Below are 24,808 nucleotides of genomic sequence, written 5' to 3' on the forward strand. Positions count from 1 at the left end.
AAGCACCGCGCAAGGATTCGACAAGCTCAGCTCGACCGGATTTCATATCGCGTACCACTGACCAAGCGCGCCCTCTTTTTGCCTTTTCCCTTCTGAACGGAGACAACGTGAGACGAACATTCCTCAAAACCATTCCCGCAGCGGTTTACACCTCGGTCGCGGGTGGTGGACTCTTGTCGGCCCCGGTGGCGCGCGCCGAAGACAACTGGCCGAGCAAGCCTGTGCGCCTGATCATGCCGGCTGCGCCGGGCGGTGGCTCCGACACCGTGGGCCGCATCGTGGCGCAGGCGCTGAGCGACCGCATCGGCCAGCCCGTGGTGGTTGACAACCGTGCCGGTGCAGCCGGTACCCTGGGCGTGACGGTCGGCCTGCAGGCACCGGCTGACGGCTACACCTTCATCTGGTGCACCCCTTCGGCACAGATCACCACCCCGGGCAGCCTGCGGTACGACCCCGCCAAGGATCTGGCGCCTGTCAGCATGCTGGTGGCGGCCTCCTACATGCTGGTCGTCAACCCGCAATTGCCCTACCGCAACGTGCAGGAGTTGATCCAGGCGGCGCGCGCCAAGCCCGGCTCCTTCAACTACGCCACGGCGGGCACAGGCACCTTCGGCCATCTGATGGCCGCCTATTTTGGCCTTTCTACCCACACTGATCTGGTGCAGATCCCGTTCACCGGAGAAGGTCCGGCCATGGTGGCCATCATGGGGGGCGAAGTGCAGATGGGCTTCATCAGCGGGGCGGGTGCATTGCCGCATGTCAAGGCAGGTAAGGTGCGCGCGCTGGGGGTCTCGTCGGCCGCGCGGATGGAGGGCGTACCTGCCGAGATTCCGCTGGTCGCGCAAACCGTGCCGGGCTTCGACATGGTGGCGATCAACTACATGGCGGCGCGTGCCGGCACACCAAAGCCCATCGTCGACAAGATGAGCCAGGCCGTGCAGGCCGTACTGGCGATGCCCAGCGTGCGTGAGCGTATCGTGGCGCTGGGGGTTTCGCCTGTTTCCAGTTCGCCCCAGGAACTGGGGCGCCGCGTGGCGGCGGAGCGGGCCAAGGTGGTCGACGTCATGCAGCGCGCGAAGATCGTTCTTGAATGACTGGAGCAGGAGACAGCATGACGAAATCCCTGCTTCTTACCGGTGGCCTGCGCCGCCGCGATGCGCTGCTGGCCGCCGCTGGCGTGGCCGGTGCCGCCATCTTGCCCCGAGCCTCCTTGGCGGCCGAGAGCCATTGGCCGAACCGCCCGCTGCGGCTGGTGGTGCCGTTCCCGCCTGGCGGCGGTTCGGACACCGTGGCCCGTATCCTGTCGACGGTCATTTCGGAGCGCCTGGGCCAGCCTATCGTGGTGGACAACAAGCCCGGCGGCACGGGCACGGTGGGCGTGGCCTACGGGCTGCAGCAGCCCGCTGATGGCTACACCTTCATCTGGTGCACGCCTGCCGCGCAGTACCTGGCGCCCAAATCAGTGCGCTACGATCCTGTGAACGATCTCGCGCCCGTGAGCCTTACCGTGGCGGCGACCTACATCCTGCTGGTGGACCCCAAGCTGCCAATCCACACCGTGGCGGACCTCGTGGCGGCAGCGAAGGCCAAGCCCGGTACCATCAATTACGCCACGGCGGGAACAGGCGGGCAGGGCCATCTGATGGGGGCGTATTTCAACCTCGCGGCAGGTACTGACCTGACCATGGTGCCTTTCAGTGGTGAGAGTCCGGCCCTGGTCGGTGTGATGGGCGGGCAGGTGCACGCGGCCTTCATCAGCAGTGCCGTGGCGCTGCCGCAGGTCAAGGCGGGCAAGCTGCGCGCCATTGGCATGTCTTCCACAGACAGGCTGCCCGGCATTCCGGAGAACATTCCGCCGATTTCCGCCACGTTGCCGGGCTATGACGTCACGGCCATCAACTACATCGCCGCGCGCGCCGGCACGCCCAAGCCTATCGTGGAGCGCATGAGCAAGCTGATCAATGAAGCGCTTGCCACGCCCGCTGTACACGACAAGATCGCCGCCGTAGGCGTGGTGCCGGTGGGCAGCACCCCTGAGGAACTGGGCCGCCGCGTCACCGCCGAGCGGGTGAAGTGGGCGGAAGTCCTGAAGAAAGCCAACATCGTGCTCGAATGACCATGACCACCTCCACAAGCTCATCAACTCCGGTGCGGCATGCCGTCGTGACCGGCGCGGCGCGCGGCATCGGCCTGGCGATTGCGACCCAACTGGCCCGCGATGGTCTGCACGTGCTCGCCACGGACCGCGACGGCGACGTGGTGCAAGCCGAAGCCGCTCGCCTGTGCGAGCAAGGCCTGCAAGTGCGAGCCGCCACGCTCGATGTACAGGACCGTGCCGTTGTGGCCGCGCTGTTCGCGACCCTGCCCACCATTGACGTGGTGGTCAACAACGCGGGCATCGCCTCCGACATGCTGCCTTTCCGCGAACTGGATGCCGAGCGTTTGCGCACCATGATTGGCGTGAACACGCTGGGCAGTTTCATCGTGGCCCAGGAGGCCGTCCGCCGCATGCCCGAGGGCGGGCGTGTGGTGCAGATCGCCTCGCGCGGCTATCTCGGCGGTACCGGCGCCTCTCACTACGTGGCCAGCAAGGGTGCCGTGGTGGGCATGGTACGGGCCATGGCCATCGAGCTGCGCTGGCGCGGCATCACCGTCAACGCCGTGGCGCCGGGCATGGTCGACACCCGCATGCTGTCGGGCTACTCCCCGGAGATGCGCCGTGCGCTGGAAAAGCGCGAACCCGCTGGCGCCGCCGCCAATCCCCAGACCATTGCCGATGCCGTGTCCTTTCTGGCATCGCCGCGTGCTGCCTTCTGCAACGGCCAGGTGCTGTTCGTGGATGGCGGCAAGAGTGTAGGAATGCCGCCGCTATGAGCTCTTCTCATTCATCACCCCTGCCCACGCTGCTGCTGGTGGGCGCGCAATATCCCCTGGCTGCCGACGTGCTGGAACGCCTGAAGCAGGACGGTTATGAGGCGCACGCCATCGAGGGCGGCAGCGATGCCGCGTTGCAATCCGTGCTGGGCAAGCTGCCCAATATCGACGTGCTGGTGACGGTGACCCCCACCGCGCTCTCGCACAAGGAGTTTGAAGCCATTACCGACGACGATTTTGGCGCGGCGTTGGAGTCGCAACTGCTGGCCGTGGTGCGCACCGCGCAGGCGGTGCTGCCACAGTTGCGTGCCGGGGCGCGCATCGTGCACGTGAGCTCACGCGGCCATCAGGGCGCTTGGGGCGGTGTGCACCACATGGCGGCGGCCGCGGGGCTGGTTTCCATGACGCGCTCCATGGCGCTGGAGCTGGAGCCGGAGGGCATCTGCGTGAACATCGTCGGAGGAGAGTTCGAGCACGAGCGGCAGGACACACCGCGTAACCGCCAGGCCGTGGCCCATGCGGTCAGCAGCTTCGCGGCGGCGGGAGCGGGCATCACTGGCCAGTGCGTGGTGGTGGACGGGCTGACCTCGCTGCGCATGAACGAATCGCGCCGGCCGCGCCTGGCCCCGAGTTCAGCATCCTGAAATTTTTATCCCCTTCAATGACCGGAGAAATCATGCAATACGTGAAATTACAAGTCGAAAACTTCGTAGCCGTGGTCACCATGGATGCGCCGCCCGTCAACGCCGTATCCGCGGGCCTGATGGACGAGCTGATCGCGACGTTCGATCAGATGAGCGACCGCGATGATGTGCGCGTGGTCGTGCTGACCGGCGCGGGCAAGATCTTCTGTGCGGGCGCCGACATCAAGAGCCGGGCCGGCAAGACTTTCGAGCCCGGCGAACGCTGGACGCACTCCCGCCGGGCGCGCGAGTTGAGCTACTCGATCATCGAATGCAAGAAGCCCGTGATTGCCGCCATCAACGGGCCGGCCCTTGGCGCGGGCCTGGGTATCGCGGTGTCTTGCGACATTCTGATGTGCTCTGAAAATGCGTCGCTGGGCTTGCCCGAGATCGACGTGGGCCTGATGGGCGGCGGACGCCACGCCATGCGTGTCTGTGGCCACTCGCTGACCCGCCGCATGATGCTCACGGGCGACCGCATCACGGGGGCGGAGCTGTACCGCCGCGGGATCGTGGAAGCCTGTGTCCCGCTGGAGGAGCTGATGACCACGGCGATGGCCATGGCCACGCGCATCGCGGCCAAGAGCCCGGTGGCCAGCCGCACGGCCAAGCACGCCGCTGCCACGATCGAGAATATGACGCTGCGCGACGGCTACCGGTTCGAGCAGAACATGACGGCCGAGCTGGGGCAGAGCGAGGATTCACGCGAAGCCATGCGTGCCTTCGCTGAAAAGCGCCCGCCGGTGTTCACGGGCCGCTGATGTAGTAGCGCACCTTCCTTCCCCGTCATTCCCGCCTGCGCGGGGGCCGGCCATCCGGGAATGACGGGGAAAAATGCCCCAACGGCTGCTGGGAAAAGTCCTTCAGCGTTCTTGCCAGCCACCCATATTGAGGCTGCTCATCAGCCCATTGGAGAGCCCTCCATCCACGATCAGATCGGTGCCATTCACATACCCCGCATCCGGCCCCACCAGGAAAGACAGCGCATTGGCCATGTCTTCCGGCTGCGCGATGCGCCGTAGCGGCACGCGGGCTTCGCGCTGGGCGCGCGACTGAGGGTCCGCATAGACCGGCGCGGTGCCCGGCGTTTCAGTGATGCCGGGTGAGAGCGCATTGGCGCGGATACCATCTGGTCCCCATTCCAGGGCCATCTGGCGTACCAGCATCAAGGCGGCTGCCTTGCTGGGGCTATAAGCGGCCAACGGTGCCGTGGCGTTGCTGCCGGAGATGGACGTCGTGACCACGATGCTGCCGCGCGCGGCTTTCAGCAGCGGATGGGCCGCCTGCCCCAAAAGCCAGGCGGCACGCACATGTACGGCGAATACCGTGTCCCAGTCTTCCAGGCGCGCAGTGAGCAACGGGCTGGGTATGGCGAAACCGGCATTGCTGACCACGGCCTCCAATCCGCCGAAGGCTGCCGCGGCCTCCACCAGGCGCGCGGGTGCGGCGGGATCGGCCATGTCGGCCGTCAGCGCGATGACCTCGGCGCCTTCCGAGCGCAACTCGGCCGCTAATGTTTCAAGTTCGTCGCCGCGCAAATCGGCCAGCACCATGCGGGCGGGCGCGCCGTGGCGTTGGATCGAGTCGCGTGCCAGGCGCACGGCCATGGCGCGGCCGATGCCGTGCGCGGCGCCGGTCAGAAGGATGCGCATGCCTTGTGTGGTCATGGAGTGTTCCTTGCCAAGGGACTTCAGGTGGCCAGCACGCCGCCGTCGACGGGCAGGGTCACGCCATTGATGTAGCTGGCCATGGAAGAGGCCAGGAACACGGCGGGCGCGGCGATTTCATCGGGTTGGCCCACGCGGCCCAGCGGGGTACGCTTGAGGAAACCCTCCAGGCGCTTGGCATCGCCGCGCGTGGCCTCGGTCATGGGGGTATCGATCACGCCAGGGGCAATGGCATTGACGCGAATGCCATCGGGTGCCAGATCCACGGCCATGGTCTGCGTGAGCATCTTCACGGCGCCTTTGGAGCCGGAGTAGCCGATGCAGCCAGCCTGCGCGATGAAGGCCGCGCCCGAGGCGATATTGATCACGCAACCGTGTGTCTTGCGCAGCGCGGGCAGAAAGGCATGCAGCACGTTGAAGCCGCCCATGACGTTCACATCGAAGACCTTGCGGATCTTGCGATGCACTTCGGGCGTGTCGATGCCTTCACGGATCAGGATGCCCGCATTGTTGACCAGCGTATCCAGCGTGCCGATCTCGCGGCCCACACGTTCGGCCAGTGCGGCGCACGCGCCGATGTCGGTGATGTCGAGCGCGAAGGCCCAGGCCCTGCCGCCCGCAGAGGTGATTTCCTTCACGGTGGCGGCGCATTCTTCGGTCCTGAGATCAGTCAGGATGACCTGTGCGCCGGCCCGGGCGTATTGCAGCGCAATGGCCCGGCCGATGCCGGCGGCGGCGCCGGTCACCAGGGCCAGGCGGCCCTCGAGCAGTTTGGAGGGGAGGAGGTCTGGGGTCATATGAAAGTCTCCGGTATCAGCTTGTCTCGCGGGAGGCGCGGCGGGCAAGGTAGGCGTTGATTTCCCCCACGATGCCGCGGCGGAAAAGCATGACCACCACTACGAAGACCACGCCCTGTACGATCATTAGGGCCTCGGCGAAACTCGAGAGCGAGTTGGCCATGGTCACGACCACGAAGGCGCCCACCACCGGGCCCAGCATGGTCTGCAGGCCGCCCACGATGCCCATCAGCAGCGCTTCGCCGGACGTGGTCCAGCTAACGTCGGTGAGGGTCGCGATCTGAAACACGATGCTCTTCATGCCGCCGGCCAAGCCCGCGAGCGCGGCCGACAGCGTGAAGGCCAGAAGCTTGTAGCGGTTCACGCGGTAGCCCAGTGAAATGGCGCGCGGCTCGTTGTCGCGGATCGCGGTCAGCACCTGGCCGAAAGGTGAGTTCACGATGCGCCAGATCAGCCAGAACGCCACCACTACGACGACCATGATCACGTAGTACAGCGTCAGGTTGTCTTTCAGGTCGAGCAGGCCCAGCAGGTGGCCGCGCGGTACGTCCTGAATGCCATCTTCACCGCCCGTGAAGGGCGAGCGCAATGCGATGAAGTAGACCAGTTGCGCGCAAGCCAGGGTGATCATCGAGAAGGCGATACCGGCGCGCCGGATGGCGAGCAGGCCCGTGACGGCTCCGATCGCAGCCGCCACGGCAGCGCCAAAGAGCACGCCCAGCGCGGGATCGAAACCCCAGACCTTCACGGCATGCGCCGTGGCATAGGCGGCCGAGCCGAAGAACATTGCGTGCCCGAAGGACAGCAGGCCCACATACCCTATCATCAGGTTGAGCGAGGCGGCAAGCAGCGCGAAGCACATCAGCTTCATCAGGAAGATCGGGTACGCCATGAAGGGCGCGGCCAGCAATACGATGGCGCCAACGATCAACAGGGGGCGTTGATAGCGGGCCAGGCGAGTGGTGATGTCGGTCATGTCGCTCTATCCTTGTTCACTTCACTTCGTGCTGCCGAAAAGCCCGTTGGGCCGTACGGCCAGCGTGATGAGCATCAGCACGAACACCACCATGCCCGCGCCATCCGGATACACCACCTTGGTGATGCCCTCGATGACGCCCAAGGTGAAGCCGGCCACGATGGCGCCCACGATGGAGCCCATGCCGCCAATCACCACCACGGCGAACACCACGATGATCAGCTGTGATCCCATCAGCGGGTTGACCTGGTAGATGGGCGCGGCCATCACGCCGCTGAAGCCGGCCAGCGCCACGCCCAGGCCGTAGGTGAGCATCAGCATGCGCGGCACACGCACGCCGAAGGTGCGCACGAGGTTCGGGTTTTCGGTGGCGGCGCGCAGGTAGGAGCCGAGCTTGGTGCGCTCGATCACGAACCAGGTCGCGAGGCACATGGCCAACGACGCGGCGATCACCCACAGGCGGTACCAGGGGAAAAAGGCCATGGCCGTGTCGAGCCCGCCCGAGATCGGGTTGGGGTAGGGCTGGCCCGTGGCGCCGAACTTGTAGCGGAAGCTGCCTTCCATGATCAGCGCGAAGCCGAAAGTCAGCAGCAGCGCATAGACATGGTCCAGGTGGTAGAGCTTGCGCAGCAGCGTGCGCTCCAGTACCAGGCCGGTGAGGCCCACCACCAGAGGGGCGAACAGCAGCGCCCACCAATAGCTGAGGCCCAGGTATTCCAGCATGCCCCAGGCCACGAAGGCGCCCAGCATGTACTGCGCGCCGTGGGCGAAGTTCACCACGCGCAGCAGGCCGAAGATGATGGCTAGGCCCAGGCTCATGAGCGCGTACAGGGAGCCGTTGATCAAGCCCACCAGCACTTGGCCGACGATCGCGGCCATGGGAAATCCGAACAAGGTATCCGGCATCGGAAAAGTCTCCAGAGATTTTTGGTTCAGCGCGGAACGAGCGCGGGGTTGTGTACTAGACGCCCAGCAGGGTCTCGATGCGCGCGCGGTCGGCGCTGATGGCGGCCTGGTCAAAGGTTTCGACCACGCGGCCTTCCTCGATCACGTAGAAGCGGTCGCCCACGCCGGACGCGAAGCGGAAGTTCTGCTCCACCATGAGGATCGTGAAGCCACGCTGGCGCAGGGCCTGAATGGCCTCACCGATCTTGTCGATGATCACGGGTGCCAGGCCTTCAGTGCATTCGTCCAGCAGCAGCAGCTTGGCGCCGGTGCGCAAGATGCGCCCGATGGCCAGCATCTGCTGTTCACCGCCCGACAAACGCGTGCCCGGGCTCTTCCGGCGCAGCTTGAGGTTGGGAAACAGCGTGTAGATTTCCTCTACCGTCATGCCGCCGGGCATCAGCACCGGGGGCAGCAGCAGGTTTTCTTCCACATCGAGGCTGGCGAAGATGCCGCGTTCTTCCGGGCAATAGGCCACGCCCAGGCGAGCGATATCTTCCGGCACCATGCCCTGGGTGTTGCGGCCATAGACCGAAATCTGGCCCTGGCGCTTGGTGAGCAGCCCCACCACGGCGCGGAGCGTGGTCGTTTTCCCGGCGCCGTTGCGGCCCAGCAGGCAGACGACCTCGCCGGGACGGACCATGAAGTCGATACCGTGCAACGCCTGCGTTTCGCCGTAGTGGCCCGTGAGATTGCGCACGTCCAGCGCGAGGGTGTTCTGGTCTTTCTCAGGCATGCGCACCTCCTCCCACGTAGGCTTCACGCACCCGGGGATCGTTGGACACTTGTTCATAGCTGCCTTCGGCCAGCACTTCGCCTGACTGCAGCACGGTGATGCGGTCGCACAACTCGGCCACGACCTTCATGTTGTGTTCCACCATCAGCACGGTGCGCTGCTTGGCCACTTCTCCGATCAGGCGCGTGACCGGGCCGATGTCTTCGTGGCCCAGGCCCGCCATGGGCTCGTCCAGCAGAATCAGTTCGGGCTCAAGAGCCAGCGTGGTGGCCAGCTCCAGGGCGCGTTTCCGTCCGTAGGAGAGGTCGGCCGCCATGGTCTTTTCGTAGCGCTCCAGGTTCACCGCCGCCAGAAGCTCACGGGCGCGGGTGTTGTGACGGTCGAGCACCTTGTTGCTGCGCCAGAAGGCAAAGGTGCCGCCGGTATGGCGCTGCAGGGCCACGCGCACGTTGTCCAGCACGCTCATCTGGCCGAACACGGCCGAGATCTGGAACGAGCGCACCATGCCGCTGGTGGCGACGGTCGCGGGATCGCTCTTTGTAATGTCCCGGCCGTTGTACCAGATGCGTCCCCCGCTGGAGGGAATCGTGGTGGTGAGCAGGTTGAAGCAGGTGGTCTTGCCGGCGCCGTTGGGGCCGATCAGCGCGTGGATGCTGTGGCGCCGGATATTCAGCGTCACGTTGCGCACGGCGTGGAAGCCCAGGAACTGCTTGGACAAGCCTTCGGTGCGCAGAATGATGTCGTCGCCGGAGCTCATGCGAGGTTCCTGTCGTCGTAGAGCACTTCGGGCAGGCCGCGCACGCCCAGGCCATGGAAGGCGAAGATGGCGCCCGCATCGGGATGCTCGCTGCGCATCAGATTGCCGCTGTTGCTGATGCTGGTCACGTAGAGCACATCGAGGTTCTTGCCGCCAAAGCAGGGGCAGGTAGGAAAGGGGGCCGGCACATCCAGCAGCTGGAGCAGCGTGCCGTCTGGCTTGAAGCAACCTATCTTGGAGGCCTGTACCAGCGCTACCCACAGGTTGCCGTCGGCATCCACGGTGGTGCCGTCGGGCGCGGAGCCGTGGGGCCGGGTGTTGAACAGCGCGCGGCGCGGGCCGGCTGCGCCGGTGGCGGGGTCGTAGTCCACCGCGCTGATGGTGTCGCTGAAGCTGTCGGCGTGATAGAGCGTACGGCCGTCGGGGCTGAAGCAAGTGGCGTTCGCCAGGGCGATGCCATCGAAGAGTTGCGTGGCGCTGCCATTGGTGTCCAGGCGGTAGTAGGCGCCATCCGTGTCGTGGCGGCCCATCACCATGGAGCCCGCCACGAAGCGGCCTTGCCGGTCGGTGCGGCCGTCGTTCATGCGCATCGAGGGGCCTTTGTGCCGGATCTCGGCCAGCCGGCGCGTGGCGCCCGAATCAAGATCAAGCAAGTGGAAGCCGTCTTCCACGGACAGCACCAGCCGGCCGCGCTGCGTCAGCGCAATGGAGCCTACATCGCTGGGCGTGGCCCATTCGCGGTATTCACCGTCGCGAAGGCGGCGGACCAGGCGGGCCTTGGAGTCAATCCAGTACAGGGATTGATCGCGTGTGTCCCACAATGGGCATTCACCCAGACGATCGCGGGTAGTGCCAATGATCTCGGTTCTGATGCTCATGAAGAAGCCTCCGTGTATGGCGCGGCGGGGCGCGTGCTCTTGGTTGAATCAGCCTTGCGCAGCGCATCGGCGGCGGCGGCGCGGCGGATCAGGTACATGCGGTATTGCAGCGGCCAGGTGCCGTAGTTGTCGTTGGCGCCCAGCGCCACTTCGGCATGCACGGGCCAGTTGGGGTTGTAGAGGGCTTCGCGGCCCACGGCCACGAGGTCGGCTTGCCCGGCCTGGATGTAGTCCTCAGCAGTCTGTGGTTCCACCACCAGGCCTACACCCATGACCTGAAGGCCCGAGGCCTCGCGCAACCGGGCGGCCAGCTCGGCGCGGAACAGCAGGCTGTTGGAGACTGATTTGCCCTGCGTCGGATAACTGGAGATGCCACCGCCAGAGGAGCAATCGACGACGTCCACGCCGCGGTCCTTGAGGGCGCGCAGCAGGCCGGCCATTTCGTCGAATTCCAGGCCGCCATCGGCCACATCGGCCAGCGATACGCGCCAGAACAGCGGTTTGTCGTCCGGCCATTCCTTGCGGACGGCCTCGGCGACATCCAGCGCAAAGCGCCAGCGGTGTTGGCCATACCGGTCCGTGCGCTGGTTGGCGACGGGGGAGAGGAATTGATGGATCAGGTAGCCGTGGGCGCCATGGACTTCCAGCGCCTCGAAACCGGCCTCACGCGCCCGGCGGGCAGCTTCTCTCCAGCGCTGGATCAGTTGCTCGACATCGGCTGTTTCCAGTACTTGAGGTGTCGGCCAGCCTGGCCCCACTGGCAGCGGGCTGGGGCCTGCCACGGGCCAGGCGGGCTCTCCGCGTGCGGCATCGGCCTCCGTCAACGGACCGTGGCCGTTCCACCATTTCTGCAGGGCTGCCTTGCGGCCGGTGTGCCCCAATTGAATGGCGGCCACGGCGCCGTCGCGCCGAATCGCCTCCGCGATGCGCGCCAAGGGCGCGATCTGCTCGTCTTTCCACAGGCCCACGTCGCCGTGGGTGTTGCGTCCGCGCTCTTCCACTGCCGTGGATTCAACGAAGACGATGCCGGCCCCTCCCATCGCGAAACGCGCGAGATGGGCCAGGTGCCAATCCGTGGCCATGCCGTCCACGCCGGTGGACTGTTGCATGGGCGGTATGACCACGCGATTGCGCGCGCGCATGCCACGCAGTTGATACGGCGTGAAAAGCAGTGCCATGGACAAACCTTCCGCGTGCGCTTTGCTTTACTTCTTGATGAAGTCGCAGCCGCCTTCGGAGAGCGGACGGAAGATCTGCTCGGCGGGAATGGCCGCGCCGACCTTGTAGTAGTCGTACTTGTACTTGGACTCCGCGGCGGTTTTCACCTGCACGGGGTAGACCGCGCGCATGACCTGGCCGTCTTCGCGGATTGGCGCGTTTTTGGTCATGAAGTCATTGACGGGCGTGGCCTTCATCTTGGCCATCACAGCGGGGCCGGCGTCGGTATTGGTAGCCTTCACCGCCTTCAGGTAATGGGTGACGGCGCTGTAGACGCCTGCCTGGATGTAGGTGGGCACCACACCATTGTTACGTTCCATGAAGCGCTTGCTCCAGGCGCGCGTGGCCTCGTCCTGATCCCAATAGAAGGGCACGGTGATATGCAGGCCAGCCGCCGTATCCAGGCCCATGGCGGTGACGCTGTTGATGGTCATGCCGAAGACGCTGATGGCCTGGCCGCCGCGCGAGATGCGGAACTCGGCGGCCTGCTTGAGCGAGTTCGACAGGTCCAGGCCGGCGTTCAGGATCACGATGGCCTTGGCGCCGCTGGCTTGGGCTTGCAGCAGATAGGAAGAATAGTCCGTCGCGCCCAGAGGGTGGCGGACCGAGCCCACCACTTTGCCGCCAGCCGCCTTCACGAAGCGCGTGGCTTCAGTCTCCAGCGCGGTGCCGAAGGCATAGTCCACGGTGATGAAGAAGAAGTCCTTGATGCCCTTGTTGATCAGCAACTGCACACCAGCCTTGGGCAGCGAGTAGGTATCCACCAGGAACTGGATGCCCATGGGCGAGCAGGCCTTGCCCGTGAGGTCGGCCGACACGGTGCCGGCGATCAGGTAAGGTTTCTGCCTTTCCTTCATCAGCGTTTGCACGCCGAACGCGATCGAAGAAGCGGAGCCGCCCACGATGGTGTCGACCTTGTCCGTGTCCAGCCACTTGCGGGCGGCGTTCAGGCCCACGTCGGGTTTGTTCTGATCGTCCACCGACAGGATCTCGATCTTCTTGCCCGCCACGGTGTTGCCGAAATCCTCGACAGCCATGCGCGCGGCCAATACGGAGCCAGGGCCCCCGTTGCCGGAGTAGGGGCCGCTGATATCGGCCATGACGCCGATGCGAACCGCGTCATCGGAGATCTGCGCGTGTGCCTGGCCCGCGGCGAGCGTGAGCATGGATGCCGCGGCCACAGCCGTGAACGTGGCCCGCAAGCCGAAAGAAGAGTTTGCCTTGATCGTCATGTCTGTCTCCTGGATCATTGAAGGTTTGAGGGAAGGGAACACGGGGAAAAGCAGGGGGAAACTGGAAATTGGCGGAATCAGCTCCGGGGATTACCCGAGGGCAGCGCGAGGATCTGTTTGGCCAGGATGTTTCGCTGGATTTCGTTGGAGCCGCCGAAGATGGCGGGCATGCGGGAATCCAGGTACTGGTTCATCACATCGGACGCGATGCCGTTGACGACCACGTCATCCATCTGGCCGCCGTGATCACCGGCGAGCTGCACCAGCTCATCGGTGATGCGCTGGTAGGTCTCGGTACCCCACACCTTCAGGTAGGAGACCTCGGGGCCCAGTTCCTCGCCGCCGCGCAGGCGGCCCATGAACAACTCGAACGCCGATTTGAGATCGCGCACATCCAGCAGGAGCTGGGCGTAGCGGTCGCGGGCATCCGCATGGTCCAGCGCGCGCGTGGCTTCCGCCAGGCGGTCGAGCTGGGACAGCGCGTATTCGCACTGGCGCGGCGTGCCGAAGAAAATGCGTTCCTCGCGCAGGAAGGAGTTGGCGACGTTCCAGCCGTCATCGATCCGGCCGACCACGTTGGAAACAGGCACACGCACGTTGTCGAAGAACACCTCGCTGAACTCGCCTTCGCCCTTGAGGTTGACGATGGGGCGCACTTTCACCCCGGCGGTCTTGAGATCGATCAGCAGGAAGGTGATGCCGCGCTGCTTGGCGCCTTCTACCTTGCTGGTACGCACCAGGGCGAACATCCAGTCGGCGCCCGGGCCGAGCGTGGTCCAGATTTTCTGGCCGTTGACGATCAGGTCGTCACCGTCCCGGTCGGCGCGCGTGCGCAGGCTGGCCAGGTCGGAACCCGCGTTCGGCTCCGAGTAGCCCTGGCACCACATGATCTCGCCGCTCAGCACGCGGGGCAGGTGGTAGCCGATCTGTTCCGGCGTGCCATGCATGAGCAGCAGCTTGCCGATGGCCAGCCCGTGGTCAGGAATGCGCGCGCAGCCGTAGCGCGCGATTTCCTCGGCGTAGATCACCTGTTTGGTGGCCGACAGGCCCATGCCGCCAGCCTCTTTGGGCCATGAGGGCGCCAGCCAGCCTTTTTTGGACAGGGCCTGATACCAGTCGGAGATATCGGCGTAGTAGGCGCGCTTCTTCATGAAACGCTTCTCGGCCGGGTAGTTCGCCGCGATCCAGGTGGCGAGCACACGGCGGAATTCCTCGTCGGGCAACTCGGCCACGTCCACGTCGTCTGCCACCACCAGGGGCGCTGCATCGCCCTGGCGCACGCGCCCGGTCTTCAGCAGTTCCTGCAGGAACTGGCCGCGCTGCCACAAGGGGTTGCCCAGCCAGGCGGAAAGCGCCAGGCCGCGTTTGAGGAACAGGCCAATATCGGTTTCGTCGGCGATGCCCATGCCGCCATGCAGGTGGATGGCGGACTTTCCCACGAATTGCGCAGAGGCACCCGCCCGAGCGCGCGCGGCGCGAAGCGATTGGATGCGCGTGGTCTCATCAGCCGGGCGAGTCCAATCCAGCAGCGCGTTCTCGGCAGAGGCGCGAGCCAACTGGCAATGCATCCACATGTCGACCATGCGGTGCTGCAATACCTGAAAGGAGGCGATCGGTTTGCCGAACTGCACGCGCTGTGAGGTGTACGCCACGGTGGCTGCCAGCGCTCCCTCGGCAACTCCCGCGAGTTCAAACGCCGAAATCAGGCGGGCGAGTTCAATGGCTTGCGCGACGGCTTCGCGCACCTTGGGGCCTCGGGCCAGCAGCGCATCGGCCGGCAAGGTAACGCCATCAAAGGCCACATCACCGAAATTCAATCCGTCCACCGTGCGGTTGTTCCGCACGGACAGCCCAGGCAGGCCAGCCTTCACCCAGAACAGGGCCGGCGTGCCCGAGTCCTGCGCATAGGCCAGAAAACCATCGGCCGCGGCGGCCAGGGGAATGAAGCGCTTTTCCGCACCATGCAGCTTCCAGCCTTCGCCCTGCTTGCTGGCTTGTAGCTTGATATTTTCCAGATCCAGCGCGCCGGCCTCCTCTTGCCAGGCCACGGCCGCTACGGTCTCGCCGCTCACCACGTTTTCGAGCAGTTGCCGTACAGCGGTTGATTCCGTTGCCAGGGGAACCAGGGCCTGTACCACCAGTACGCCGCTCGCCACGAAAGGCTCGGGCGCCAGGCCTCGGCCCAACTCGCTGGCGATCAAGGCGGTTTCCGCCACGCCCAGGCCATGGCCGCCGAGATCTTCGGGCACCAGCACCCCGTGCCAGCCGGCTTCAGCCATCTCGCGCCAGATCGCGCGATCGAAGGGGACAGGGGTATCGCGCACACGGCGTACGCGGGCCGGGGCAGGGTGCCGTTCGTGAAATGCCTGCACGCTATCGCGCAGCATGGTCTGAGTTTCGTCGAGGGTCGTCATGAGGTCGTGAGTCAATGCATGCCGCCCGGCGGGCGGTATTGCTGGATAGGTGGAGGGGGCCGGTCAGCCCTTGTCGGTGGGCAGCGTGTAGCCGCGGAACTGCTCGCGCAGCTTGAGTTTTTGCAGCTTGCCGGTGGCGGTATGGGGCAGGGTGTCCACGAACACCACGTCATCGGGCATCCACCACTTGGCCACCTTGCCTTCCATGAAGGCCAGGATGTCCTCGCGCGTGGCTTTCTGGCCCGTCTTGAGCATGATCAGCAGCAGCGGGCGTTCCTGCCAGCGCGTATGAGCCACGCCAATCACGGCGGCCTCTTGCACGGCGGGATGGCCTACGGCCGCGTTCTCCAGATCGATGGAGGAGATCCATTCGCCGCCGGACTTGATCACGTCCTTGGAGCGGTCGGTGATCTGGACGAAGCCGTCCGCATCCAGCGTGGCCACGTCACCAGTGGCGAACCAACCGTCTGCGTCCAGGACTGAAGCGCCTTCGGCCCGGTAGTAGCCCGAGGCTACCCAGGGGCCGCGCGCCTTGAGGTCGCCGAAGGCCTTGCCGTCGTGAGGCAGGGGTTTGCCGTCTTCGCCGAAAATCTCGATGTCCACGCCATAGATGGCGCGGCCTTGCTTGGCCTGGATATCGAAGCGCTGCTGCAGGTCTATGCCCTGGTGCTTGTCCAGCAAGGTGCCGATGCTGGCCAGCGGACTGGTTTCCGACATGCCCCAGGCATGGATCACGTAGGCGCCGAACAGGGTCTCGAACTTCTCGATCATGGCGCGCGGGCAGGCCGAACCACCGACGACCAGGCGTTTGAGCGCGATCTCGGAAAGATCCAGCTTGTCGCGGTTGCGCTCGACATAGTCGAACAGGCCCAGCCACACGGTGGGCACCCCGAGTGAGAAGTTGCAGCGCTCCTCGCGCAGCAGGCGCCAGATGTTGTCACCCGCCAGGTTGGGGCCGGGCAGCACCAGTTTGGCGCCGCACATGGCGCCGGCGTAGGGGATGCCCCAGGCGTTGACATGGAACAGCGGTACCACCAGCAGCACGCTGTCCCGCGCCGACAAGCCCAGGCCATCGGTGGTGCAGGCCGTGAAGGAGTGCAGCACCGTGGAGCGGTGGCTGTAGAGAACGCCTTTCGGGTTGCCTGTGGTGCCGGAGGTGTAGCACAGGGAGGATGCCGTGTTTTCGTCGAAGCGCGGCCAGGTGTATTCGGGCGAGGCGGCTTCGAGCAAGTCTTCGTAGCACAGCAGGTTCGGCAGCGAGACCGCGGGCATCTGGTCGCGGCGGCACATGGCGACAAAGCCCTTGGCGTGCTGCAGTTGTGGCGCCAGGCCGGCGAGCAACTCGGCGAAGCTGGTGTCGAAGAAGATGTAGCCGTCTTCGGCGTGGTTCAGGATATAGACGATCTGTTCCGGGAACAGCCGCGGGTTCACGGTGTGCGTGATCGCGCCCATGCCCGAGACGCCGAAATACAGTTCCACGTGGCGGTGCGTATTCCAGGCCAATGTGGCCACGCGGTCACCGGGCTGAACACCCAGGGTGGTCAGCGCGTTGGCCAGGCGCTTGGCGCGCTGCTGCACTTCGCGCCAGTTGCTGCGGTGCGTGCTGCCGTCAACCAGGTGCGAGACGATCTCGCGTTCGCCGTGAAAGGCCGCCGCGTGATCGATGAGTCCGGAGAGCAGCAGTTGGTGTTGCTGCATCAAGCCTTGCATGGGGTACTCCTTGGAACCGTGAGAGATCAGTGATCAGTGGTCAGTGATAGCTACGGCCGCCGTCCACAGCGAGCACGATGCCTGTCACGAAAGATGATTCGGCGCTGCTGAGGTACAGCGCCGCCATGGCGATCTCCTGCGGCTCGCCGATGCGCTCCAGCGCGTAGCGTGGGCCTACCTGTGCGCGCAGCACCTCCGGCGTATAGCCGGCCCGCACCATGGGCGTGTCCACGGCGCCGGGGCAGATCGTGTTCACGCGTACCAGCGGTGCCCATTCCATGGCCATGCATTTGGAAAATGCAATCACGCCCGCTTTGGATGCGGCGTAGGCGCTGCGCTGCTTGAAGGGTTGCAGCCCTTGCCCGGAAGAGAGGTTCACGATGGTGCCGGTGCCGGCTGCACGCAGATGCGGCAGGGCAGCGCGGCAGACATTGAAGGTCCCCGTGAGATTGACGTCGATCACACGTTTCCAGTCTTCCAGCGAGATGGCGTCGGCCCAATCGGTGTTGGCGATGCCCGCCGCATTGACCACGCCATCCAATCCTCCGAAGCGGCTGACGGCTTGCTGCACGGCGCGTTCCACGGCCTCGGGGTCGGTGATGTCCGCCTCGCAGGCGATGGATTGGTCAGCGGTGCCCGCCAGTGCCTCGGGTTGCTTGCGGTCCAGCGCCGCCACTCGGGCGCCAGCACGCACGAAGAGCTCCGCGATGGCGCGGCCGATACCGGAGGCGGCGCCGGTGACGAGAATGCGGCGGCCGGCCAGGCGCTCGGCGATCTGGGCGTCTGTCGGGAGGAAGGGCGGGTGTGCGGTCATCGTGTCAGGCAGTCAGGTGAAATCGCGATGCGAATGAGGCAGACGGGGCAGGTGGGTTGAGCGGATGGGGCGGCCCCTCAATCCGGCCGGATGTTCTTCTCGCGGATGACGGGGCCCCACTTCTCGCCTTCGGCTTTGAGGTAGGCCGCGAACTCGGCTTGGGTCATGAGCGCGGGCTCGGTACCCGAGCGGTCGATGGCTTCCTGCATGGATTTGGTCTCCAGGATGGAGCGGATGTCCGTATACAGGCGGTTCTGGATCTCGCGCGGCGTGCCTTCGGGCACCAGCACGCCAAACCAGCTGCCGGTGGCGAACTTGCTGAGCGCGGGAACACCCGCTTGAGCGATCGGCGTGAGGTCGGGGGCTTGCGAGGATTTCTGCAGCGTGGCCACGCCGAGTGCCTTCAGGCGGCCTGCCTTGACATAGGACAACGAGGCCTTAGAGTCGAACATGGCCTGCACCTGGCCACCCAACAGATCGTTGATGCCTGGGCCGTTGCCGCGGTAGGGCACGTGCGTGATCGGCGTGCCCACCATGGACGCGAACAGCTCCGCCGCGATGTGGGGGCTTGAGCCATTACCGGAGGAGGCAATGGTCAATGGCGTTGGCGACGACTTCATGTAGTTCACCAACTCGGGAATGTTGTTGGCCGGCACAGAGGGGTGCACGAACAAGATGGAGGGCGCCACCGAAATCAGCGCCAGAGGTTCCAGGGCGCTTTGCTTGTAGGGCAGGTTGCGCACCATGAACTGATTCGTGGTGAAGCCGAAGCTGGTGACCAGCAGCGTATGGCCGTCGGCGGGCGCGCGGGCCGCGGCGGCGGTGCCGATGACGGTGCCGCCGCCTGCGCGGTTGTCGACCACCACGGGTTGGCCCCATTTCTCGGTCAGGCGTTGGCCTAGCGCGCGGGCCAGGTTGTCGGTCAACCCTCCGGCGGCGTAGGGCACGATCAGGGTGACCGGGCCACCTGGAAATGCAGCCGCCTTCGCTTGCGCCAGCGCCAGGGAAGGCGTCATCGTCATGGCGGCGGTGGCCAGCAAGGCTCCCATCAGGCCCCGCCGCAGCCTATTGGCAATAGGTGTTTTACCTGTCGACAAGTAAGTCGTAGAAGCCAAAGAAAAGGCGTTTGTCTCTTGCATAGGTGTTCTCTGGTGGTCTTCGGGAAGGTGCCGGCGGCCTCAGGCCGTGGCAGGCTTTCGTTTCCGGGCCGGCGGATGGGCAGCCGGACGGGCGGCGGAAGAAGAGGCCGCCGTGTCCTGCACCAGCCCGTTCATCAGGATGTCCAGGAACTGTTGCATGACCTCGGTGGCGCTGAGTCTGCCGCCGGGCTTGTGCCAACGGGGCATGTGGTTGAGGGCCGACAGCAAGAGGCGGCCGGTCATCGCTGGATCCACGGGGCGGAGCTCGCCGGAGGCCACGCCTTCGGTGATGCATTGGCGCAGCAGTTGCTCATAGCTGTCGCGCAGCTTGAGCGCCGCCAGCCGCTGGCCTTCCTTGGCACCCTGCCAGAAGGCGTTCGAGCCGGCAATCCAGCGGTCGCGGCCATGATCCTGCACATGGGCCGAAGCTTCCATGAAGGCGCGGATGCGCTCCGTGGGCGTTTGGGCCCGGGCGACGGCGGCCGAAGTCTCGTCGTAAAGCGACTGCAGCGATTCCAGCACCACGCGCTCGAACAAGGCGTCCTTGTTCGGAAAGTAGTAGTACAGCGCGGCTTTGGTGATCTTGGCCTCTTCCGCGATATCCCGCAGCGAAGTGCGGTCGTAGCCATGGCGCGCGAACAGTGTGCGGGCGATGGCCAGCAACTGGTTTTCGCGCGAATCAAGGGGATCGGGCGTTTCCATGGGGGCGGAAGAGGGGCTGCTGCCTTGCGCGTGGACATGGTCGTAGGTCTTCTGGTAGGTTAATTTTCAGTAGACCATCATAGAGAGGTAGCGGCTGAGGCTTCCGGGGCGGCGTTTCAGCGGCCTTTGTAGACAGGGGCGCGCTTTTCCAGGAAGGCCATCTGGGCCTCGCGCGCATCCTCCGTCTTGGACAGGGCCACCGTGTTGCCCTGCTCGTAGCGGTAGGCTTCGCGCTGGGGCATGGACAGGGTCATGCGGGCCGCTTCCTTGGCCAGCCGCAGGGCGACCGGGCTCTTGGAGGCGATTTCGCGTGCGATACCCATGGCATAGGGCATCAGCTCGTCAGGGGGCAGGCAGGCTTCCACCAGACCCAGGCGGTACAGCTCCTGTGCCGACACCTGCATGCCGGTGTAGAACATGCGGCGCGCGCGCGATTGGCTGAAGTACTTTTGCAGGTAGGTGACGCCGCCAGCCAGGCCCACATTGATTTCCGGCATGGAAACATAGGCGTTCTCGGAGGCGACCCAGATGTCGGCACCCATGACGAGGCCGAAACCCGCCCCTAGCGCAGGGCCGTTGATGGCCGCGATGATGGGTTTGGAGCACTCCACCATGGCGTAGTGGCACTCGCGCGTGAGGCGGTTGTGGCGGCCGTAGGCGCCCGGCTTCTCAGCCAGGTTGGGGCGCTCGCGGATGTCGGCGCCAGCCGAGAAAGTCTTGCCGGAACCCGTGATCACGATGCAGGCCACTTCGGCCATGTCGCTGAGCGTGTCGAAGCACTCGATCACGTCGGAGCGCAGTTCGGCATTTTGCGCATTGACGGGCGGGCGGTTCAGCGTCACGACGGCGATGCCGTCCGCGATCTGCACTTGGAGAGTCTTGAATTCCATGATGGTGGTCTTTCGGTTGGAAGGAGGATCGGTGCGTGGAGTCAGTGCGTGGAGATCAGGGCATCCAGGCACACGGCGCCTTTGATCTGCACGACGAAGGGATTGATGTCGATGCCGGTCAGGTGATCGGCGTGGCGCACCGCGAAGGCGGAGAGATGGCTCAGCGCCTCGGCCAGGGCCTGCACGTCATACTGCGGGCCGCCCCGCCAGCCTTTGAGCAGGGCGGACGCGCGCACCGAGTCGATCAGGGCCATGCCCTGCGCCGGGCTGATGGGCGCGGAGGCGAAGGCCACATCCTTGTACAGCTCCACTGCCGTGCCGCCCAGGCCGAACATGACCATGGGGCCGAAAACCGGATCCATGTGAATGCCAATGATGGTCTCCACCCCGCCGCGCACCATGGGCGCGACCAGCACGCCGTCGATGCGGGCTTGTGGCGCCCGCTCGGCGGCGCGGGCAAGCAGGGTTTCATAGGCCTCGGCCATTGCCGCGGCATCTTGCACGCCCACGATGACCCCGCCTACCTCGGTCTTGTGCGGAATGTCCGCCGAGACGATCTTGGCGACCACGGGGTAGCCCATCGCGTTGGCAGCGGCCACGGCATCGGCCGCGCTGGCGCAGGTTTTCTCAGGCAGCACCGGAATACCGGCCGCGCTCAGCAGCGTCTTGGCTTCTGTTTCAGTCGCGGCCGACAGCGGCGCATTCACCTTGCCGAGAGGCGCGGCCGTATTCAGGCTCATCTGGCGCCGCAAGCGTGCCATGCGCGCGGCACCGGCGACGGCGCGCACAGCGCGTGTGGGATCGGCGAACACGGCCACCCCGGCCGCTTCCAGGCGCTGCGTCACGGCGTCTTCGGACAGCATGACGATGACCAGCGTGCGATCCGGGTGGGCACGGTGGATTTCGATGAGACGATCTTCGGTGGATTGGAAGCGCACGGGCGAGAGGCCCACGTGCGCCAGATAGGCGAAGAGGCTCCCGTAGGGCGAGCCGGGAAGCAGCATGGCCTCGAGCGTGCGCGGCACGCCGTCGGGCACGGAGGTGACTTGCGCCGTGGTGTCGAACGGGTTGGCCGGCACGGCATAGGGCAGCAGCTCGCGCAGAGCGGCGGCGGCATTGTCCTTGAGAGCGGGGAGCTTCATGCCCAGCTCGGTGGCGTTGTCGGCCATCAAAATGCCGATGCCGCCGGAGCCGGTCATGATGCCGATATCCTCATTGGCGGGCAAGCTTCCGGTCACGGCGCACAGGTGCGCGATGTCCAGCATCTCTTCCACGGACTGCGCGCGGTGTGCGCCGCATTCGGCGAAAACGGCGTCGTAGACGGCGTCATTGCCGGCCAGAGAGCCGGTGTGCGTGGCAGCCGCGGCCGCGCCAACTTCGGTGCTCCCGATCTTCATGATCACCACGGGCTTGCCGGCAGCAGCGGCCTTGCACAGCGCGGCGCGCAGGCGCGCGCCATCCTTGCAGGCTTCCAGCGCGGCGCAGATGACACGGGTGTCCGCATCTTCGGCCAGGTAGTCGATGCACTCGGCGACATCCACATCGGCCTCATTGCCGGTGGCAATCACGCGCGACAGACCGATGCCGCGCAGCGTGGCCATGCCATAGGTGGCCGAGCCGAAGGCGCCGCTCTGGGTTGCCAGGCCAATCACACCGTGCTTGGGGCGTAGGCCGTTGAGCGCGGTGGAGAACGTGGCGAAGAAATTCTGGGAAGGGTTCAACAGGCCCAGCGAATTGGGGCCCACCATGCGCATGCCGGCCTCCCGGCAGATGCTGACCAGCCTTGCCTGCAGTTCGGCGCCGGCTGCATCGACCTCCGCGAAGCCCGCCGTGAGCACCTGCACCGCCTTGACTCCCTTGGCCGCACATTCCTTGAGCGCGGCCTCCACACCAGGAACAGGCACGGCAATGATGGCGTGATCCACCGGGCCGGGCACATCGGTGAGGCTCTTATAGGCGGGCAGGCCCTGGATCTCCGCCGCACCGCTGCGGTTGATGGGATACAGCTTGCCCGCGAAACCCGCTTCGAGCAGGAAGCGCAGCGGGCGTCCGCCAATGCGCTCAGGGTCTGAGGAGGCGCCGATCAGCGCCACCGCCGTCGGGAAGAAAAGAGGGTGCAGTGCGTGCATGGTGCGGGAAAAACTTACATGAAGGCGTGCGTCACGCCGCCGTCGACAAGCAGCGATTCGCCGGTGATGAAAGTGCTTTCGTCCGAAGCCAGGAAGGTCGCGGCGTTGGCGATGTCTTCGACCTCGCCGAGCCGGTCCATGGGCGTACGCGCGCGGCGCTTGGCTTCCATCTCGGCGTTGATGTTGATGCGCACGCCTTCGGTCAGCACAGTGCCTGGGCAGACGGCGTTGACACGGATCTTCTGTTTGCCAAGATCGGTCGCGGCGGAGCGTGTGAGACCCAACACGCCAGCCTTCACGCCGCAGTAGATCATGCCCTGCGTCGAGCCCAGAAAGGCAGCGGCAGACGCGATATTGACGATGGATCCGCCACCCGAGCGGGCCATGGCGGCCGAACCCACCTGAATGCCCCACACCACGGAATGGAAGCCCGTGGCCGTCATGCGCTGCAGGATCTCGGGTGTGATGGAGTCGATGGCGCCGTAACGCACCCAGATGGCATTGTTGACGAGGATGTCGAAGCGGCCGTAGGTTTTTTCCAGATCCGCTACGGCGGCCTCGAAGGTAGCGCGCTCGGCCACGTTGCCGGCATAGGCGTGGGCCTGGCCGCCTTTTTCGCGGAGCGCCTGTGCGGCGCTCTCGGCGTTCTCACCCTTGATGTCGAGCACGCCAACGGTGGCGCCTTCCGCGATGAATTGCTCACAGATCGCGCGTCCGATACCTTGCGCGCCACCTGTGACCAGGGCAACCTTGCCCTTCAAGCGTGTTCCCATTTCGGTCTCCTTAACTGTTGAAAAATTCTACCTGCCGGTTAGTAAAATGCAATAGGATAACGATGGATAGTGATCCAACAACTACCTAGGAGATACCCTATGTCGACGGAAGACTTCACCCGGCAGCTCGGGGAATTGATGGACCGCGAAGCGATTCGCGAATGCATGTTCCGCTACTGCCGCGGCATTGACCGCCAGGACGAAGAAGCGCTGCGCAGCGCTTACTGGCCAGACGCGACGGATCGGCACGGCCCCTATCAGGGGAGTGCGACCGGCTTCATCGACTGGGCGGTGAAGAAGCTCGCCGCCGATGGTGAGCGCTCCGTGCACAGCATCTCCAATATGTCCATCACGCTCGCGGGCGCGCAGGCCGCGGTGGAAACCTACTTCATGGCCTTGCAGCGCGACCGGGATCCGGAAGGTGTTTCGCGCGAGGTCTTTCTGGCGGGCCGCTATGTGGACCGCTTCGAGAAGCGGGACAATGAGTGGCGCATCGCGGCCCGTACCGTGGTGTATGACTGGCTGCGTCACATGGGTACGCCCGAGGGAACGGAGGCGGAGCGCTTTGGCATCCGCATGCCGGTAGGCTCCTTGAAGCGCAGCGATGATCCGGTCTATGCTCTGCTGGCTTCGCTGGGAAGCTAAGAACTGATCTTCAAGGGAGTGCGCCTGCATGAGCTCCGCCTCATCCACTGTGAAATCGGCGGCCCGCGCGCTGGAGCTGCTCGACTATTTCCGCTGCGAGCGCGCCCCGCGTTCGCTGGGGCAGATCGTGGCCGCGCTGGGTTATCCGCAGTCCAGCACCACGGCACTCCTGAAGAGCCTGACCACGCTGGGCTATGTGAACTACGACCGCGTGCGCCGCCTGTACTTTCCCACATTGCGGGTGGCCGCGCTGGGTGATTGGATCGGCCCTGCGCTGCTGGGCGGCAACGAGCAGTTGCTGGAGGCCATGCGGGATCTGCACAACGCCACAGGAGAGACGGTGTCGCTGGGGCTGCTGAATGATGTGTACCTGCAGTACATCCGCGTGATCCAGTCCACGCACCCGATGCGTTTCTACACGGAAGAGGGGATCATGCGGCCGTTCGTGCAATCGTCCCTGGGCTGGATGCTGGCGTCCACCCGCTCGCCTGAGCAGATCGAGCGGCTGGTGCGCAGGGCGAACATCGCTATCGCCAAACCCTCGGAGCGCGTGAACGTGCAGCAGACGGTGCGGAATATCGTGGCGCTCAAGGGAGAGCCTCGGGTCTATATCGAGGGCACGCCTTTTGCCGGCGGTGCCACCATGTGCTCGCTGGTTCCCGTAGCAATCAATGAGCAGCCCGTGGTACTCGGCTTGGGCGGCATCCTGGACCGGATGCGCTCTCACCGGGCACGCTACTCTGCCGCGCTGCGCCGCGCGGTGGCCTCGGTGCAGCGCCGAGGCCCCTTGCCCTGGGAGGCTTGATCTCAGGTAGCGGCGCTGCATTGC

General features: G+C 65.3%; 24 protein-coding genes. 7 read left to right on the plus strand and 17 right to left on the minus strand.

Annotation, left to right across the window (positions count from 1 at the left end):
* Positions 1-107: 107 nt before the first annotated feature.
* The 5 genes from WJU18_RS12240 to WJU18_RS12260 are packed head-to-tail and all read left to right on the plus strand — an operon-like array spanning position 108 to position 4,318.
* Positions 108-1,094, plus strand: a complete 987-nt coding sequence (locus WJU18_RS12240) for a Bug family tripartite tricarboxylate transporter substrate binding protein (protein ID WP_423460319.1) — start codon at positions 108-110, stop codon at positions 1,092-1,094.
* Positions 1,095-1,111: 17 nt separating this feature from the next.
* Positions 1,112-2,116, plus strand: coding sequence for a Bug family tripartite tricarboxylate transporter substrate binding protein (locus WJU18_RS12245; RefSeq protein WP_423460320.1), 1,005 nt, complete (start codon positions 1,112-1,114; stop codon positions 2,114-2,116).
* Positions 2,117-2,118: 2 nt separating this feature from the next.
* Positions 2,119-2,874 carry an SDR family NAD(P)-dependent oxidoreductase gene (locus WJU18_RS12250; RefSeq protein WP_423460321.1) on the plus strand — a complete coding sequence of 252 codons (756 nt, stop codon included), beginning with the start codon at positions 2,119-2,121 and terminating at the stop codon, positions 2,872-2,874.
* Positions 2,871-3,518, plus strand: coding sequence for an SDR family NAD(P)-dependent oxidoreductase (locus tag WJU18_RS12255; RefSeq protein ID WP_423460322.1), 648 nt, complete (start codon positions 2,871-2,873; stop codon positions 3,516-3,518). Before WJU18_RS12250 ends, WJU18_RS12255 begins: the two co-directional genes overlap by 4 nt.
* Positions 3,519-3,550: 32 nt before the next feature.
* Positions 3,551-4,318, plus strand: a complete 768-nt coding sequence (locus tag WJU18_RS12260; RefSeq protein WP_423460323.1) for an enoyl-CoA hydratase/isomerase family protein — start codon at positions 3,551-3,553, stop codon at positions 4,316-4,318.
* A gap of 102 nt (positions 4,319-4,420) precedes the next feature.
* Here WJU18_RS12260 and WJU18_RS12265 read toward each other — a convergent pair whose 3' ends face one another.
* From WJU18_RS12265 to WJU18_RS12345, 17 genes are all read right to left on the minus strand, one after another.
* On the minus strand, positions 4,421-5,224 hold the full coding sequence (locus tag WJU18_RS12265) for an SDR family NAD(P)-dependent oxidoreductase (protein WP_423460324.1): 804 nt from the start codon (positions 5,222-5,224) through the stop codon (positions 4,421-4,423).
* 23 nt (positions 5,225-5,247) lie between these two features.
* Positions 5,248-6,021, minus strand: a complete 774-nt coding sequence (locus WJU18_RS12270) for an SDR family NAD(P)-dependent oxidoreductase (protein WP_423460325.1) — start codon at positions 6,019-6,021, stop codon at positions 5,248-5,250.
* A gap of 16 nt (positions 6,022-6,037) precedes the next feature.
* Positions 6,038-6,997 carry a branched-chain amino acid ABC transporter permease gene (locus tag WJU18_RS12275; RefSeq protein ID WP_423460326.1) on the minus strand — a complete coding sequence of 320 codons (960 nt, stop codon included), beginning with the start codon at positions 6,995-6,997 and terminating at the stop codon, positions 6,038-6,040.
* Positions 6,998-7,018: 21 nt separating this feature from the next.
* Positions 7,019-7,903: a branched-chain amino acid ABC transporter permease gene (locus tag WJU18_RS12280; RefSeq protein WP_423460327.1), complete on the minus strand. Its 885-nt coding sequence runs from the start codon at positions 7,901-7,903 to the stop codon at positions 7,019-7,021.
* A 55-nt stretch (positions 7,904-7,958) separates the two neighbouring features.
* A complete protein-coding gene (locus WJU18_RS12285; protein ID WP_423460328.1) occupies positions 7,959-8,678 on the minus strand; it encodes an ABC transporter ATP-binding protein in 720 nt (239 codons plus the stop codon).
* Positions 8,671-9,435: an ABC transporter ATP-binding protein gene (locus tag WJU18_RS12290; RefSeq protein WP_423460329.1), complete on the minus strand. Its 765-nt coding sequence runs from the start codon at positions 9,433-9,435 to the stop codon at positions 8,671-8,673. The genes WJU18_RS12285 and WJU18_RS12290 overlap by 8 nt, the downstream gene beginning before the upstream one ends.
* Positions 9,432-10,313 (minus strand): SMP-30/gluconolactonase/LRE family protein, encoded by an 882-nt coding sequence (locus WJU18_RS12295; RefSeq protein WP_423460330.1) that lies wholly within the window; start codon positions 10,311-10,313, stop codon positions 9,432-9,434. The genes WJU18_RS12290 and WJU18_RS12295 overlap by 4 nt, the downstream gene beginning before the upstream one ends.
* Positions 10,310-11,491 (minus strand): NADH:flavin oxidoreductase/NADH oxidase, encoded by a 1,182-nt coding sequence (locus WJU18_RS12300; protein WP_423460331.1) that lies wholly within the window; start codon positions 11,489-11,491, stop codon positions 10,310-10,312. Before WJU18_RS12300 ends, WJU18_RS12295 begins: the two co-directional genes overlap by 4 nt.
* A 27-nt stretch (positions 11,492-11,518) precedes the next feature.
* Positions 11,519-12,763 (minus strand): ABC transporter substrate-binding protein, encoded by a 1,245-nt coding sequence (locus tag WJU18_RS12305; RefSeq protein ID WP_423460332.1) that lies wholly within the window; start codon positions 12,761-12,763, stop codon positions 11,519-11,521.
* Between the two features lie 77 nt (positions 12,764-12,840).
* The gene (locus WJU18_RS12310; protein WP_423460333.1) at positions 12,841-15,177 is read right to left on the minus strand and encodes an acyl-CoA dehydrogenase; all 2,337 of its coding nucleotides are present in this window, start codon (positions 15,175-15,177) and stop codon (positions 12,841-12,843) included.
* Between the two features lie 63 nt (positions 15,178-15,240).
* Positions 15,241-16,887 carry a 3-(methylthio)propionyl-CoA ligase gene (locus WJU18_RS12315; protein WP_423460334.1) on the minus strand — a complete coding sequence of 549 codons (1,647 nt, stop codon included), beginning with the start codon at positions 16,885-16,887 and terminating at the stop codon, positions 15,241-15,243.
* A 40-nt stretch (positions 16,888-16,927) separates the two neighbouring features.
* The gene (locus tag WJU18_RS12320) at positions 16,928-17,701 is read right to left on the minus strand and encodes an SDR family NAD(P)-dependent oxidoreductase (RefSeq protein ID WP_423460335.1); all 774 of its coding nucleotides are present in this window, start codon (positions 17,699-17,701) and stop codon (positions 16,928-16,930) included.
* A 77-nt stretch (positions 17,702-17,778) separates the two neighbouring features.
* Entirely contained in the window at positions 17,779-18,750 is a 972-nt protein-coding gene (locus WJU18_RS12325) for a tripartite tricarboxylate transporter substrate binding protein (RefSeq protein WP_423460336.1), read from the minus strand.
* A 129-nt stretch (positions 18,751-18,879) separates the two neighbouring features.
* Positions 18,880-19,542, minus strand: a complete 663-nt coding sequence (locus WJU18_RS12330; RefSeq protein WP_423460337.1) for a TetR/AcrR family transcriptional regulator — start codon at positions 19,540-19,542, stop codon at positions 18,880-18,882.
* Between the two features lie 116 nt (positions 19,543-19,658).
* A complete protein-coding gene (locus tag WJU18_RS12335) occupies positions 19,659-20,432 on the minus strand; it encodes an enoyl-CoA hydratase/isomerase family protein (RefSeq protein ID WP_423460338.1) in 774 nt (257 codons plus the stop codon).
* 41 nt (positions 20,433-20,473) lie between these two features.
* Positions 20,474-22,561, minus strand: coding sequence for an acetate--CoA ligase family protein (locus WJU18_RS12340; protein WP_423460339.1), 2,088 nt, complete (start codon positions 22,559-22,561; stop codon positions 20,474-20,476).
* A 14-nt stretch (positions 22,562-22,575) separates the two neighbouring features.
* Positions 22,576-23,334 (minus strand): SDR family NAD(P)-dependent oxidoreductase, encoded by a 759-nt coding sequence (locus tag WJU18_RS12345; RefSeq protein WP_423460340.1) that lies wholly within the window; start codon positions 23,332-23,334, stop codon positions 22,576-22,578.
* A gap of 99 nt (positions 23,335-23,433) precedes the next feature.
* Between WJU18_RS12345 and WJU18_RS12350 the strand changes: the two genes are divergently transcribed.
* Both WJU18_RS12350 and WJU18_RS12355 read left to right on the plus strand, forming a co-directional pair.
* Entirely contained in the window at positions 23,434-23,979 is a 546-nt protein-coding gene (locus tag WJU18_RS12350) for a nuclear transport factor 2 family protein (protein WP_423460341.1), read from the plus strand.
* A 28-nt stretch (positions 23,980-24,007) separates the two neighbouring features.
* Positions 24,008-24,784, plus strand: coding sequence for an IclR family transcriptional regulator (locus tag WJU18_RS12355; protein ID WP_423460342.1), 777 nt, complete (start codon positions 24,008-24,010; stop codon positions 24,782-24,784).
* Positions 24,785-24,808 lie beyond the last annotated feature (24 nt).

The sequence above is a fragment of the Ottowia sp. VDI28 genome, from assembly GCF_049532675.1.
Classification (GTDB): Bacteria; Pseudomonadota; Gammaproteobacteria; order Burkholderiales; family Burkholderiaceae_C; genus Ottowia.